The following is a 13,094-nucleotide window of genomic DNA, read 5'->3' as shown; positions in this document are numbered from 1 at the left end:
CATGAACGAATCCCTGACGCCCAAGGCGATCGTCGCCGCGCTCGACGCGCATATCATCGGCCAGGCCGAGGCCAAGAAGGCCGTTGCGGTCGCCCTGCGCAACCGGTGGCGGCGCCAGCGCCTCTCCGCCGATCTGCGCGACGAGGTCACGCCTAAGAATATCCTTATGATCGGCCCGACGGGCTGCGGCAAGACCGAGATCAGCCGCCGCCTGGCGAAGCTGGCCGACGCGCCTTTCGTGAAGGTGGAGGCCACGAAGTTCACCGAAGTGGGCTACGTCGGCCGCGACGTGGAGCAGATCGCCCGCGACCTCGTCGAGGAAGCGATCCGGCTCGAGAAGGAGCGGCGGCGCGAATCCGTTCGTGAGGCAGCCAGCAAGGCAGCCATGGACCGCCTGCTCAACGCGCTGGTCGGCGAAGGCGCATCGGAGGCGACGCGGGCCTCGTTCCACCAGCGGATCACCGAAAACGCGATGAACGAGACCGAGGTGGAGATCGAAGTGGAGGACAGCCCCGCTGCCCCCATGGAGATCCCTGGCATGGGTGGCTCGGTCGGCATGATCAACCTGGGCGACATCATGGGCAAGCTTGGCGGCCAGCGCATGAAGCGCCGCAAGATGAAGGTGCCCGACGCCTGGGACAAGCTGGTCGACGAGGAATCGGAAAAGCGCATGGACCAGGACGACGTCGCGCGCGTCGCACTCACCAACGCCGAAACCAATGGCATCGTCTTCCTGGATGAGATCGACAAGATCGCCGTTTCCGACGTGCGGGGCGGTTCAGTGAGCCGGGAGGGCGTCCAGCGCGATCTCCTTCCGCTCATCGAGGGCACCACGGTGGCCACCAAGTACGGGCCGATGAAGACGGATCACGTGCTCTTCATCGCCAGCGGCGCGTTCCACGTGGCGAAACCCAGTGATATGCTGCCCGAGCTTCAGGGCCGCCTGCCGATCCGGGTGGAGCTGAAGGCCCTCACGGAGGAGGACTTCGTGCGAATCCTTTCTGAAACGCGGGCGAACCTGATCGCGCAGTACAAGGCTCTCCTTGGCACGGAACAGGTGACAGTCGAGGTCACCTCCGATGCCATCGGCGAGGTCGCGCGGATCGCCGCACAGGTAAACGAAAGCGTCGAGAATATCGGTGCCCGGCGCCTCCAGACCGTGATGGAAAAGCTGCTGGAGGAGCTGAGCTTCGAGGCGGAAGACCGCAAGGGCGAAGTGGTAACGATCGACCAGGGCTATGTTCGCGAGAAGCTGGCTGGCCTTGCCGGCAACGCGGACCTCTCGAAGTACATCCTCTGAACAGACGCTTGTCCGCCGTTCAGGCGGGGGCGCGGGCCGTGCGCTCGCGCCCTATTTTGTTCCTTGAATGTTCCTGTAAGTCCTGTAGCATCGAACAGGAAGGAGAGTCGGGATGGAACTGCAGGGTGGATGTCAGTGCGGCGCGGTGCGATACAGGATCGACGGCGAAATCCGGCATGTTTCGCTCTGCCACTGCGCGGATTGCCGCAAGTCCGCCGGGGCGCCGATGGTGGCATGGGCGGCCTGCGATGCGGGCGACTTCCAGGTCACCGCAGGCGTGGCCACCATGTACAGCTCCAATGGTTCTTCCATCCGCTATTTCTGCGCGACATGCGGATCGGGCCTGTACTACGTCAACGAGGAGGCGCTTCCGGGTCTGGTGGACATCCAGGTCGCCACTCTCGACGATCCGGATGCTTTGCCTCCGCAGGCTCAGATTCAGGTGGCTGAACGTATCCGTTGGATGCCGGATGTGATGACCCTGCCGGAGTTTGCGCGTTTCCCGGGTTGAGGCGCTTTGCCCGCATGGCATTGCACGCTATCAGCACCTACCGCCAGTGAAGAGGGCCCATGTTCGATACTCCCGAAAATCGTCCTGTATACCGTCTCTTGACCGGCAAGGACGATCGCGCGTTCTGTGAACGGGTGTCGGAAGCTCTGGCGCAGGGATGGCGGCTCCATGGTTCGCCGACGCTGGCGTGGGACACGGCTGAAAACTGCATGAAGGCGGCGCAGGCCGTCGTCTGGCACGAAGCCGACGTCCTCAGGTAGCGTGGATCAGGGCAGGGGCGGCTTGGGTGTCGCTGCTTCCGGAGTTCCACACGTTCTGGTCAGGCTTGGTGGGCTGGTTCTCCAGCCCTTCTGCGTAGGCGGTTCCCGTAGGCACGACCAGCGGGATTGCCGCCAGCGGTGCCGCTGCAAGTGCGAGAAATCCCACCGCTGCGAAACTCGGCCTCATCGACGTGTAAGCTCCCCTGACTTCGACGCTTTGACGAACCGTCGAACAGGCAAGCGGTTCCCGTGATCCGCTGACACGCGCGCGACCCCGCAGCCCGGTCGCGCGGTCCCGCCGGAATGCCGAGTTCTCGAAGGTCCGACAGGCCCCCTCCATCCTTGCAGATCGCGCCGCATCCGAACAACATCTTGTTTCGAGAGACCAAAGCGCCGCTCATGCGTTCCGTAAGAATAGAACGAGAGGAGGACAGAATGACCAGCCGGATGGAACGCTCGGCAATGCACTACGACCTGAAGAACGTGGGCCTGCGCGCGCACGCGACCGCTGCGGGTTTGGTGCAATTGTGCAAGGAGCTCAACGCGGCGGGCGTGCTGGAGGATGATGCCGTATCGAGGATCAAGGATGCCATAGCGGACGAGATCGCCCTGACCGCGCCGCGGCCGATAAGACGGGCCGAGTTTCGTCAGGATATCTGCGAACGTCTAAATTCGATCTTCTCGGGCGAGGCAAAGCTTGGCCCGGCCGAAAATCTCGCTTTCGCGACCGATCATACCGACTGAACCACAAGGAGAAGGCCTGCGCCGCGTGTCTCGCAGCCCTTCACCGGATGCGGTTGTAGCAACCGTGATCTGTGTACGGCTTGGCGACAGCGAGGGGCAGGCCGCGGAACGGATGCGCCCGTGGGCGTATTGCCGACCCGCTATTTCAACGTGAGCGGAAGGCCCGCTGCCACCAGTACCACTTCGTCCACCATTTGCGCCAGCCGCTGATTGAGCAGCCCCGCTTCATCGCGGAACCGCCGCCCGAGTTCGGACATCGGCACGATGCCGCTGCCGACCTCGTTCGAAACCAGCGCAATCGGCACCCGGCAAGCGTCTATCGCGTCCATGAGCGCGGCTGCGGCCGCTTCAAGATCGTGCTCGCGCAGCATGAGGTTGGACAGCCAGAGCGTCACACAGTCGACGAGGATGGCGGCGGCACCCGCTTCGGCCGTGCGGATCGTGGCGGGAAGATCGATCGGGGCCTCGAAGGCGGTCCAGCGGGCACCCCGATCGGCGCGGTGCCGCGCGATGCGGTCGCGCATTTCGGCGTCGCCCGGCGCGGCCGTGGCTATGAAGGCAAGAGCCCCGTCGACACCCTCGACCCACGTCTGCGCGTAGCGGCTCTTTCCCGATCGGGCTCCGCCGATCACCAGCAGGGACCTGGTCATGTGTTTTCCCGGGCGACGGTCAGAAGGCCGTCTATGTCCATGAACCGTTCGAGGTCGGTGCTCAGTTCTTCAAGCGCGGTTTCCACCACATGACGGTGATCCGTGCCACTGCCCCGCGCCCCGATCCGGCGCAGAAGTGCCTGACGTAACGGACCCGAGGCGAGCAGGCCGTGGCAGTACGTGCCCATCACCTTCCCGTCGGCGGATATCATGCCGTCGCACCGACCGTTCTCCAGCACGGCAAAGGGCCGCGCGCCTTCCGCGCGGCGGCTGGTGCCCATGTGCATCTCGTAGCCCTGAAAGGGCTGGTCGAGCGCCGTGCCCGACACAGTCCCCAGCACCTTGTGCTCACTCAGCACGGTCTCCGCGTCGAGAAGTCCGAGGCCGTCTGCAAGGCTCGAGAGGCCCTCAATTCCAAGAGGGTCATGAATTGTGCGGCCGAGCATCTGATAGCCGCCGCAGATGCCCAGGATCATGCCGCCCCGACGATGATGGGCGAGAATGTCTATGTCCCACCCCTGCGCCCGCATGAAAGCCATGTCGGCGATGGTCGCCTTGGAGCCGGGAATGACGATCAGTCCCGCCTCCGCCGGCAGTGGCGTCCCCGGCGCGATCATCGCCAGTTCGACCTCGGGTTCGGCTTTCAGGGGATCGAGATCGTCGAAGTTGGCGATGCGGGGCAGCATCGGGCAGGCAACGAGGACCCGGCCACGATCGCGGGCGCGGTGCTGCTCCAGCACCACCGCATCCTCGCTCGGGAGACGTGCGACCGCCGGGAGCCATGGTATCAGCCCGAAACCGCGCCATCCCGTCCGCTCCTCGATCGCCGCGTACCCGTCGGCGAAGAGGGCGGGATCTCCGCGGAATTTGTTGACGATGAAGCCGCGCACCATTGCCGCGTCTTCCGGCGAGATCACCGCTCGCGTGCCGACGAGGGAAGCGATCACGCCGCCGCGGTCGATATCCCCCACCAGCGCCACGGGCACGCCGGCGGCCCGGGCGAACCCCATGTTCGCGATGTCGCCCTCGCGCAGGTTGATCTCGGCCGGGGACCCGGCTCCTTCGACCACCACGATATCGCAGCGCCCCCGCAATCGCTTCCAGCTTTGCAGCACGTCGGGAAGGAGGCGCCGCCGCTGTTCGCGAAAGTTGGAGGAGCCCAGCGTCCCCCGCACGCGGCCATGTACCACGAGTTGGGACGTGCGGTCCGCCTGCGGCTTGAGCAGCACCGGGTTCATATCGGTATGCGGCTCGGCGCGTGCTGCAAGCGCCTGCAGTGCCTGCGCGCGGCCAATTTCACCACCGTCGACCGTCACAGCGGCGTTGTTCGACATGTTCTGCGGCTTGAACGGAAGCACGCGCAAGCCACGGTTGGCAAGAGCGCGGCAGAGCCCCGCGACCAGCACCGACTTGCCGACATCCGAGCCGGTTCCCTGTAGCATCACAGCAGCCATTCCACGCCTCCCGCACCCAGCCATGCCAGTAAACAGGCGCGCAGGAAAATCGCCCGCGCCCTCCACATGTCCTCAAGCCGAGGCGCACCGCCCTGGCCGATCCACGGCTTTGCGGCCGTCATCCCATCGTAGCGGACCGGCCCGGCGAGCCGCACCCCGAGAGCACCGGCCATGGCGGCTTCCGGCCACCCGGAATTGGGAGAGGTATGCTTGCCATGATCCTGCCGGAGTACGCGCCAGCCGCCTGCACCGGCAAGGCAGATCAGCACTGCGGATAGCCGCGCGGGGGCAAGATTTGCGAGGTCGTCGCAACGGGCGCTTGCCCAGCCGAAGGCGCGCAGCGGCTCTTCCGGGTGGCCAATGAGGCTGTCGGCAGTGTTGATGGCCTTGTACGCCCAGGCGCCCGGCAGACCGCAGACGAGCAGCCAGAAAAGCGGTGCGATGACGCCGTCGCAAAAGCTTTCCGAAAGGCTCTCGATGGCGGCCCGCGCAATGCCGCCTTCGTCGAGTTCGGCGGTGTCGCGGCCGACGATCCGGCTGACCGCGCTCCGCGCTTCCGGCAGATCAGCGCGGGATAGCGCCGCGGCGACGGGTTGATAATGGTCGAGCAGACTGCGCTGGGCGAGGGCAGGCCACGCCGCGACCGCGACGAAGGGCCAGGCCCATGGCCCCGCCAGTGCTTGGATCGCACCTTCGAGCAGCAGGGCGGCTCCTCCGCTCAGGGCGACGAGCAGGGCGAGGGTGACAGCCCCAAGCAGGCGCCGACGAGCGAAGGACCTGTTGCTCCGGTTCCACTGACGCTCGCAGGTGCGGATCACGCGCGCGAAGAGGCCGACCGGGTGGCCAACGACACGGTAGAGGCGCTCGGGCCAGCCAAAAACAGCGTCCAGCGCAAGGGCAGCCAGGGCTATCGGTTCAGCCATCGATACCTGCACGGGCCAGGGCTGCGTCAAAGCGTTGGAGCGCGGTATCGTCCGCCGGGAGCCCGAACCGCAAAAGCCGGGGATGTTTCGCGAACGGCCGCGTGAGGATGTGCTGCCGTGCCAGCGCTTCGAACAGGGACTGCGCATTGTTGGAGGCGACGAGGCGGAACAGCGGGCAGGCACCTTGCGGACGCAGCCCGTGGCGCTGCAGGACTGTGTCGAGTTGCCTCGCGCGTGTCGGCAACTCGGCTCGGGTCGCGGCGATCCAGGCGGCATCACCATAGGCTGCGGCGCCGAAGGCCAGCGCCGCCGAGCAGACCGGCCATTCACCATGCATCCGCCCGAGCTGTCGCAGCAGATAGGGCGGGGCCAGCACGAAGCCCAGGCGGACACCGGCAAGGCCGAAGAACTTGCCGAAGGATCGCGTCACGATCAGGCGACGGTCTTCGGCGACCTGATCGGCGATGCTCCACTGCGGGGAGCAGTCGGCAAAGGCCTCGTCCACAAGCAGCCAGCCGCCCAAGGCTTCCTGACGGTCCAAAGCGTCGAGCAGAGCCTCGCGCGCGGTGATGGCGCCGTCAGGGTTGTTCGGGTTGCCCACGATCCGGACGGAGGCCTCCGACGCCCCGGGGCTGCTCGGGAAGGCTTCGGCGTGCGTGCCATAGCACAGCGGCTGGTGAACGCCGGGTAGCCCCAAAACGCTGCTGAGTGCGCGCAGACCCGCCTCGCTTCCGGGAACCGCCATGCACAACCGAGGATCCACATCGAAGGCGGCGGCGGCAATGTGTTCGAGGTGAGCAAGGCCTGCGGGATCCGGGAGGGCATGCCAGTCGATCGCCATGGCTTCCGGCGGTGTCCAGGGTCGTGGGTTGATGCCCGTCGAAAGGTCGAGCCAGTCGGCTCGCTCTCCGCCGAAGCGGGCGCAGGCGTCGCTCATCCGCCCACCGTGATGCGTATGCGACCCGGTCACTGGCTGAACACCAGGGCTGCGAGCAGTGCCGTTTCCACCACCTCAATCCCGGCGCCGTGCCCATCGCCCGACAGGCCGCCGATGCGCTGGCGCAGCCACAGGCCCCAGAAAGCAAAGGCGGGCAAAGCAAAGAGCAAGGCGGGCTGAAGAACACAGGATGCGATACAGAGCACGACCGCCCATGCCGCCGCCGCGCTGGTGTTGGCGCCCCGGCCGAAGGTGGTGCCGATGCCCTGGTGCAGGGGCGGCAGGCAGATCGCCCAGAGCAGTGGTCCCACCCGCGCTATCACGGGTATCGCCGCGAGGATCGTCAGAGGCGCCTCGACGGCGAAGCGCAGCAGCACGAGCTTGCTGATGAGCTGGAGCGCGATCGCGGCCACGCCGAAGCTGCCGATATGCGGATCGGCGAGCACCGCTGAAAGGCGGCCGGGGTCCGCGTGACCCGCACCTGCGGCGTCGGCGATGTCACCGAGACCGTCAAGATGAAGCGCCCCAGTCATCCAGACCCAGGCAAGAAGAGCGAGAAGCGCAGCGATCCAGGGATCGCGTTGCAGCCCCAGCCAGGCCGCTGCCGCTATCGCCGCCGACACCACGAGCCCGGCGACGGGGAACCAGCGAATGGCGGCTGCCACGTGCCGTGCTTCTGCCCGCACTTTTGGAAGCGGGAGGCGGGTCATGAACTGAATGGCGAGAACCAGGGACTTCACGGATATCCTCCGGAGAGCCCGGTTACCTGCCCGCTATGGTCGGGCCATATCCTCAGGCTCAACAGGGCGCCGTAGGGAAGGTCGAAAGCCCAGACGCCACGGTGATCAAGGCCCGTCAAGGTGGCGACCGCCGCCCGCATAGCGCCTGCATGCGTGACGACGAGGCTTTCTGGCTCAAGCGCGGACAGTGCCCGGCGTACCCGCTGGCACAGCCGCGACCAGCGTTCGCCGCCCGGCGGCGCGTTTTCCTCCGGATCGTCCCAGAAGCGAGCGAGAGCGCTGCGATCCACGTCATTCGGCGCTTTCCCCTCCCAATCCCCGAAGTCCAGCTCCCGCCAGTCGGCAGAGAGCGTCAGCGGCAGGTCGAGGTGGCAAGCCAGGCAGGCGGCCTGATCCGCCGCGCGGCGGAGGTCGGACGAGACGATGGCTCTCAGCGGCAGCTTACGGGCCTGCGCCAGCGCCCGGGGGCAATCGGGAGTGAGCGCAGGTGCATCGGTGTGGCCGAGCAGCAATCCCGGGCGTACCGGCGGGCTATGCCTGAGGAGGTGGACGACCCGGTCGGTCATCAGCTTCTTGCCACCTTCGCTTCGGCGAACGTGGCCATGGCGCCGTGGGTTGCGATCGCCGCGCGTATGATGGGCACTGCCAGCGCGGCGCCGCTACCTTCTCCCAGCCGCAACCCGAGGCGCAACAGCGGCTGCAGGCCGAGCCGCTCCAGCAGGATCTGGTGCGCGGCCTCGGCCGAACAGTGCGCGGCGATGCAATGGTCTGCGAAGCGCGGCTGCCGTGCCGTGAACGGGGCGATGGCGGCGCTGGCGATGAAGCCGTCGAGCAATACGGGTATCCGGTGCAGTCTCGCGGCGAGAATGGCCCCTGCCATGGCGGCTATTTCCCGGCCGCCGAGCCGACGAAGCGTTTCGAACGGGTCGGTGCAGTGTTCATGGTGTAGCGCGAGCGCCCGGTCGACGGCCTTGATCTTGCGGGCGAGCCCATCGGGGCCGACGCCGGTGCCGTATCCGCACCACTGGTTGCCGTCGCCGCCGAACGCTGCGGCGGCCAACGCTGCCGCCGGTGTGGTGTTGCCGATGCCCATCTCGCCCACGAACAGGAGTTGGGTTTCGGGAGTGAGCACGGCCGCGCCGGCGTTAAGCGCTTTGAGGCATTCCGCGTCAGACATGGCCGGCTCCTGCGCGATATCGCCGGTCGGCCGATCGAGGTCGAGCGGAACGATGGACAGTTGCGCCTCGCAGCAGCGTGCCAGCACGTTGATCGCTGCGCCGCCCGCCATGAAGTTGTCGACCATCTGCCGCGTGACTTCTGGCGGAAAGGCGCTGACGCCTTGCTGCGCGATGCCGTGGTTGCCCGCGAAAACCGCGCCGCGCACATGATGGAGGCGGGGTACGGCCGTGCCCTGCCAGCCGGCCATGAATACGGCGATATCCTCAAGCCTGCCCAGCGATCCTGGCGGCTTGGTCAATTCGGCCTGCCGGGCCCTTGCGGCTCCGGTGGAGACCGCGCAGGGGGCCGGAAGGTTATCGAGGGCGGCCAGGAGCGAGGCGCGGTCGGCGAAGCGGATCATGTGCAGACATGGCCTTCAGGCGGTGTGCGGACGATGAAGTGGCCTTTCACTCCGTCCGGCCAATCGGCATACCGCACGACGCCTTCCTCGCTGCGGGCATAGCGCGACGCATAAGTGAGGATGGCCCGCGCCGCCTCGCGATCCGGCGTGAAATCGCCCAGGACATAGCCGATCTTGCCGGCCTCGCGTATTTGCACGGTGCAATGGCGCGAGCAGGCGAAGAGGCAGGGCATTTCCTGCACGGCCACCTCGCGCAAGGCAGGCTCCTCCTCCTGCACCGCGCGCAGGGTGTCGGCAAGCAGTGCGCCGCCGCGCCTTCCGTTCGCATCCTCCCGCGCCTCGGCAGAGACGCGGCAGGTGGAGCAGACGACTACTGCAGGCCCGCTTGCCACGGGACGCAGCATCAGAAGCGGCTCCGCAGGCCGACATAGACCGTCCGGCCCAGCGACGAATAACCGCTGACCGTCTGATAGTCCTTGTCGCCGACGTTCTCGACGCGTGCCTGAAGGGTCAACGCTTCCGCCACATGCCATTGGGCGCGAAGGTCCACGAGCCAATAATCCTCAAGAACCTCGGTGCTGCTGGCGCTGTTGAAGCTGCGTCCCGAGTAGCGCGCCGCCACGCTTGCCCGGAGGCCGGAAGGCAGATCGATGCCGCCTTCCACGTTGGCGAGGTGGCGCGGCACGCGGGCGAGCTGGCGGCCCTGGAAGGCAGCATCGTCGCTGCGGTCTTCGGCCTTGATCCAGCTGTAGTTGCCGTCGAGGAACAGCACGCGCCAGCGTGCGGACCCGGTGAGTTCGAGCCCTCGGGCGCGGCTTTCCTTTACATTGGCGTAGTACCCGAAACGGGTCACCGTCGTGCCGGGGATGAAGCAGACGTCGGGCTGCGCGCCGCTCGTGGGGCAATAGGCGAAGTCGATGAGATTGTCGGTGTCGCGCTGGAACCACGCGGCAGAGGCGTGAAAGATGTTGCCGAAGCTATGCTCGGCCGCGATCTCCCAGCCCTTCGCTTTTTCCGGCCCGAGATCCGCTACGCCGTAGTCGCTGAACAGCTGATAAAGAGAGGGCGCCTTGTAGCCCTCGTCATAACTGGCGCGCAGGATGGTCGCGCCCTCGTTCGGGGTGAATGCGGCGCCGGCACTGAACACGGTGTCTCCGCCAAAGCGCGATTGATGATCGTAGCGCCCACCGGCGTTGAGGGTAAGGCCGGTCAGGGGCATGAAGCGCACCTGTCCGTAGACGCTGTTGGTATCCGCCTTCTGCGGGACCAGAGCATAGGGTGTTGTGTTGTTGCCGGGGGAGGCGGTGGTCATCCGCTGCTCTTCGCGTTCAGCCCCGAATACGACCGCGAGCTGGTCCGCTGCATGGTACGTCCCTTGATATTCCCACCGGCGGACGCGGCCGTGAGCGTCGAAGGTGAGCTGGCGAATGGAACGGGCGGGGTCATAGTTCCGCCGGTCGGTTTCAGTCTGGAGCACGGCGACCCGGTTCGAGAGCTTGCCGTCGAACAGCGCGAAGTTAAGCCCGGCATAGCCGGACCACTCCTGCGTCGTGCCAAAGGCGGCGGAATCGCCGTTGAAGGCATCGAAATCGTTGCTTGCGTCCGACCAGTACCCGCGCAGGTCGAGCGCTACGCCGGGCGCCAGCCTGATGGTGGCCGTGCCGCTGGCGGCCTGCCGGGAGTAGCCATCGTCCTCGGTTCCGTTGGCTCGCGCTGAAATGCCGTTCGTTGTGAAGGTGGAGCCGGCGAGGCGCCAGTCGATGGCTTCACTGGTGCCGCCGACTCCCGCCCGGGCAGAGACGGTCTCGTGCGTTCCGGTTTCAAAGGCGGCGCTGCCTTCCAGCGCTTTCTGTGGTCTGCGCGTGGTGACGTTGACCACGCCGCCGATGGCATCGCTGCCCCACAGGATGGATTGCGGGCCGCGCAGGATCTCGATGCGGTCGATATCGTCCAGGAAGAGGTTGGTGAAGCCATACCCGCCGCTTGTGGCCGATGGATCGGCAAGGCGCATCCCGTCGATGACCATCACGGTCTGTCCGGCATCGGCACCGCGAACCCGGAGAGACGTCGCCGTGCCGTAGCCGCCGTTGCGGGACAGGCTCACGCCGGGTGTGCGCAACAGGATGTCGGTCACGGCGATGGGCTGTGCCTGTATGATGGCCGCCTCGTCCAGGACGGTGACGCTGGAAGCGTTCTGCTCCTGTGCAACAGGCGTGCGGAAGGCTGTGACGATGATGTTCCCGTCCGCAGCATCCTCCTCCGCCCGGGCGGGCGCAGCGTGGAGAGCGGAGAAGGCGAGCAGGGTCGCCAGTGTTCGTGTATGGCGCAAGATGAAGTCCCTTCTTGCAAACGGCGTCGAACCCGCCGGGCGGCCGTCACAAGGGAGCGTGCGCGAAGAGTCCCGCGAAGCAGGCACGGCGTGACGCTCCCCTGCACGGACAAACCGGCAAGGCAGTTGCTGTCGTTGCGCGAGGGATGACCCTCACCGGAAGGGAGGGCCCTCGAACACCCGGTGCACCCTGCCCGGATGAAGAACGACTGCGTCAGGCAGGTCTCCTGGCTTGCGGGTCAGCGCCGTTCCGGCCGCCTTCTCAGGACCGATGATCCCAATGGCAAATGGCTGGATGGCTCGCCGCTTACAGTTGCAGGGGCAGCCCCGGGGTTTTCACCCGGGTTCCCTTTTGATCCTCTCTCGAGGAACCTGTCGCGGCGCGGCTACTACTTCACGCCCGCGGTGTGCGCAAGTGGTCGTGCCGCCAGGCAACGGCGATATCGCCGGGCCAGCTTCCGAGCCCTGTCGCAGCGAGGGACACGGCTCCCTGCATCGGTCGGGTCAGAGCCATTTCAGCGTGCGAAAGCGCCAGAACAGAAGGACGCAGATGACCACGATGACAATCAGCACCAGAGGATATCCATAGCGCCACGAAAGCTCGGGCATGTAGCGAAAGTTCATGCCGTAGATGCCGGCGATGGCGGTCGGCACCGCAAGGATCGCCGCCCAGGCGGCAAGCTGGCGGGTAATGGCGCCGGTCCGTTGCTGCTCCAGAAGGTTGCTGAATTCAAATACGGAATTGATCACTTCCCTGAGCGCTTCCGCCATGGCCTGCACCCGCCGAACATGATCGTTCACGTCGCTGAAGTAGGGGCGGGCATCCGGATCGATGCAGGGCAGCTCGCTGCGGACGAACTTGGCGGCGACCTCGCCCATGGGGATGAGCACCCGCTGAAAACGGATGAGTTCACGGCGCAGGCTGAAAATGCGGATGATCTCGTCACGGCCCAGGAAGTTGTCGACCGTGCGCCGCTCCATCGCGAGGGTATCTTCCTCGATCGTCTCGATGATTGGAAGATAGCCGTCGACGATATAGTCGAGAATGGCGTGCAGCACGTAACCCACGCCGTTCTGCAGCATGCTGGGCTTCTGCTCCAGCTCGCCGCGCAGCTTTGAGAACTCCCGTTCGTGACCGTGGCGCACGGTTATGATGTGGCTGTGCCCCACAAAGATCAGGATCTCACCGTAGTGTATCTTGTCTTCCACGAGTTCGGCAGTGCGGGCGGTGACGAACAACTGGTCGCGGTAGACATCGACCTTGGGTATCTGCTTGCCGTTGATCGCATCCTCCACCGCCAGCGGGTGAAGGCCATACTGATCCTGAAGCAGCCGCAGGTCCTGCGGGGTGGGATCAAGCAGGCCGATCCAGACAAACTCCGAATGATCGTCAGGGCAATGGACCTTCTCAGTCACGTCGATATCCCGGACGCGTTTGCCGTCTCTGTAAAGAACCGCTGCGACTACGCTCATGTCATGCTCCGAGCCCGATATCCTGGGCACGGTGAAAAGCGCCTGATCTCGTCTTTTGCTCCTGAATGATCTTCAAAACAGCCTTTCCGCTTGCAAGAGCCGCTGCATGCAGGCGTCTCCTCCCTCGGTGAGACAGGGTGGCGGGGACGGGGCCTTCTGCCGCCGTGAAAGCCATGATGATCAGCCAATCGGCC

15 protein-coding genes and 1 riboswitch are annotated in these 13,094 nt (G+C 65.9%); of the genes, 4 read left to right on the top strand and 11 right to left on the bottom strand.

Features of this window, described 5'->3' with window-relative positions; all coding sequences use genetic code 11:
- Window position 1: 1 nt before the first annotated feature.
- The 3 genes from hslU to QOL62_RS14730 all read left to right on the top strand — a co-directional run bounded on the left by hslU (window position 2) and on the right by QOL62_RS14730 (window position 2,071).
- Window positions 2–1,300 carry an ATP-dependent protease ATPase subunit HslU gene (hslU, locus tag QOL62_RS14740; protein ID WP_283406817.1) on the top strand — a complete coding sequence of 433 codons (1,299 nt, stop codon included), beginning with the start codon at window positions 2–4 and terminating at the stop codon, window positions 1,298–1,300.
- Between the two features lie 112 nt (window positions 1,301–1,412).
- Window positions 1,413–1,811, top strand: coding sequence for a GFA family protein (locus QOL62_RS14735; protein ID WP_103729361.1), 399 nt, complete (start codon window positions 1,413–1,415; stop codon window positions 1,809–1,811).
- A 59-nt stretch (window positions 1,812–1,870) separates the two neighbouring features.
- Window positions 1,871–2,071, top strand: a complete 201-nt coding sequence (locus QOL62_RS14730; protein WP_283406816.1) for a DUF1737 domain-containing protein — start codon at window positions 1,871–1,873, stop codon at window positions 2,069–2,071.
- Here QOL62_RS14730 and QOL62_RS14725 read toward each other — a convergent pair.
- The gene (locus tag QOL62_RS14725) at window positions 2,064–2,258 is read right to left on the bottom strand and encodes a hypothetical protein (RefSeq protein ID WP_283406815.1); all 195 of its coding nucleotides are present in this window, start codon (window positions 2,256–2,258) and stop codon (window positions 2,064–2,066) included. The genes QOL62_RS14730 and QOL62_RS14725 overlap by 8 nt on opposite strands.
- A 248-nt stretch (window positions 2,259–2,506) precedes the next feature.
- On the opposite strand from QOL62_RS14725, the gene QOL62_RS14720 reads away from it, so the two are divergent.
- Window positions 2,507–2,815 (top strand): hypothetical protein, encoded by a 309-nt coding sequence (locus tag QOL62_RS14720; RefSeq protein ID WP_103729358.1) that lies wholly within the window; start codon window positions 2,507–2,509, stop codon window positions 2,813–2,815.
- 140 nt (window positions 2,816–2,955) lie between these two features.
- Here QOL62_RS14720 and cobU read toward each other — a convergent pair whose 3' ends face one another.
- The 10 genes from cobU to corA all read right to left on the bottom strand — a co-directional run bounded on the left by cobU (window position 2,956) and on the right by corA (window position 12,900).
- Window positions 2,956–3,465: a bifunctional adenosylcobinamide kinase/adenosylcobinamide-phosphate guanylyltransferase gene (gene cobU, locus QOL62_RS14715; RefSeq protein ID WP_283406814.1), complete on the bottom strand. Its 510-nt coding sequence runs from the start codon at window positions 3,463–3,465 to the stop codon at window positions 2,956–2,958.
- Entirely contained in the window at window positions 3,462–4,919 is a 1,458-nt protein-coding gene (locus QOL62_RS14710; protein ID WP_283406813.1) for a cobyric acid synthase, read from the bottom strand. Before QOL62_RS14710 ends, cobU begins: the two co-directional genes overlap by 4 nt.
- Window positions 4,907–5,842, bottom strand: a complete 936-nt coding sequence (gene cbiB, locus QOL62_RS14705; protein ID WP_283406812.1) for an adenosylcobinamide-phosphate synthase CbiB — start codon at window positions 5,840–5,842, stop codon at window positions 4,907–4,909. The genes QOL62_RS14710 and cbiB overlap by 13 nt, the downstream gene beginning before the upstream one ends.
- Entirely contained in the window at window positions 5,835–6,779 is a 945-nt protein-coding gene (locus QOL62_RS14700) for an aminotransferase class I/II-fold pyridoxal phosphate-dependent enzyme (RefSeq protein WP_283406811.1), read from the bottom strand. Before QOL62_RS14700 ends, cbiB begins: the two co-directional genes overlap by 8 nt.
- 29 nt (window positions 6,780–6,808) lie before the next feature.
- Window positions 6,809–7,519: an adenosylcobinamide-GDP ribazoletransferase gene (locus QOL62_RS14695; protein ID WP_283406810.1), complete on the bottom strand. Its 711-nt coding sequence runs from the start codon at window positions 7,517–7,519 to the stop codon at window positions 6,809–6,811.
- Window positions 7,516–8,085, bottom strand: coding sequence for a histidine phosphatase family protein (locus QOL62_RS14690; protein WP_283406809.1), 570 nt, complete (start codon window positions 8,083–8,085; stop codon window positions 7,516–7,518). The genes QOL62_RS14695 and QOL62_RS14690 overlap by 4 nt, the downstream gene beginning before the upstream one ends.
- Window positions 8,085–9,098, bottom strand: coding sequence for a nicotinate-nucleotide--dimethylbenzimidazole phosphoribosyltransferase (gene cobT / locus QOL62_RS14685; RefSeq protein WP_283406808.1), 1,014 nt, complete (start codon window positions 9,096–9,098; stop codon window positions 8,085–8,087). Before cobT ends, QOL62_RS14690 begins: the two co-directional genes overlap by 1 nt.
- Window positions 9,095–9,502, bottom strand: coding sequence for a DUF1636 domain-containing protein (locus tag QOL62_RS14680; RefSeq protein WP_283406807.1), 408 nt, complete (start codon window positions 9,500–9,502; stop codon window positions 9,095–9,097). The genes cobT and QOL62_RS14680 overlap by 4 nt, the downstream gene beginning before the upstream one ends.
- On the bottom strand, window positions 9,502–11,427 hold the full coding sequence (locus QOL62_RS14675; protein WP_283406806.1) for a TonB-dependent receptor plug domain-containing protein: 1,926 nt from the start codon (window positions 11,425–11,427) through the stop codon (window positions 9,502–9,504). Before QOL62_RS14675 ends, QOL62_RS14680 begins: the two co-directional genes overlap by 1 nt.
- A 200-nt stretch (window positions 11,428–11,627) precedes the next feature.
- Window positions 11,628–11,818: riboswitch (cobalamin riboswitch) on the bottom strand.
- A 113-nt stretch (window positions 11,819–11,931) separates the two neighbouring features.
- The gene (gene corA, locus QOL62_RS14670; RefSeq protein ID WP_103729350.1) at window positions 11,932–12,900 is read right to left on the bottom strand and encodes a magnesium/cobalt transporter CorA; all 969 of its coding nucleotides are present in this window, start codon (window positions 12,898–12,900) and stop codon (window positions 11,932–11,934) included.
- Between the last annotated feature and the right edge of the window lie 194 nt (window positions 12,901–13,094).

Origin of the sequence: Novosphingobium panipatense, assembly GCF_900182875.1 — a bacterium.
Taxonomy (GTDB): Bacteria; Pseudomonadota; Alphaproteobacteria; order Sphingomonadales; family Sphingomonadaceae; genus Novosphingobium; species Novosphingobium panipatense.
This window is presented reverse-complemented; position numbering and strand designations above follow the sequence as displayed.

Coding starts and splice junctions, on each gene's coding strand:
- QOL62_RS14710 (WP_283406813.1), bottom strand. CDS start 4,919: ATGGCTGCTGTGATGCTACAGGGAACCGGCTCGGATGTCGGCAAGTCG.
- QOL62_RS14725 (WP_283406815.1), bottom strand. CDS start 2,258: ATGAGGCCGAGTTTCGCAGCGGTGGGATTTCTCGCACTTGCAGCGGCA.
- hslU (WP_283406817.1), top strand. CDS start 2: ATGAACGAATCCCTGACGCCCAAGGCGATCGTCGCCGCGCTCGACGCG.
- corA (WP_103729350.1), bottom strand. CDS start 12,900: ATGAGCGTAGTCGCAGCGGTTCTTTACAGAGACGGCAAACGCGTCCGG.
- cbiB (WP_283406812.1), bottom strand. CDS start 5,842: ATGGCTGAACCGATAGCCCTGGCTGCCCTTGCGCTGGACGCTGTTTTT.
- cobT (WP_283406808.1), bottom strand. CDS start 9,098: ATGATCCGCTTCGCCGACCGCGCCTCGCTCCTGGCCGCCCTCGATAAC.
- QOL62_RS14680 (WP_283406807.1), bottom strand. CDS start 9,502: ATGCTGCGTCCCGTGGCAAGCGGGCCTGCAGTAGTCGTCTGCTCCACC.
- QOL62_RS14735 (WP_103729361.1), top strand. CDS start 1,413: ATGGAACTGCAGGGTGGATGTCAGTGCGGCGCGGTGCGATACAGGATC.
- QOL62_RS14720 (WP_103729358.1), top strand. CDS start 2,507: ATGACCAGCCGGATGGAACGCTCGGCAATGCACTACGACCTGAAGAAC.
- cobU (WP_283406814.1), bottom strand. CDS start 3,465: ATGACCAGGTCCCTGCTGGTGATCGGCGGAGCCCGATCGGGAAAGAGC.
- QOL62_RS14690 (WP_283406809.1), bottom strand. CDS start 8,085: ATGACCGACCGGGTCGTCCACCTCCTCAGGCATAGCCCGCCGGTACGC.
- QOL62_RS14700 (WP_283406811.1), bottom strand. CDS start 6,779: ATGAGCGACGCCTGCGCCCGCTTCGGCGGAGAGCGAGCCGACTGGCTC.
- QOL62_RS14730 (WP_283406816.1), top strand. CDS start 1,871: ATGTTCGATACTCCCGAAAATCGTCCTGTATACCGTCTCTTGACCGGC.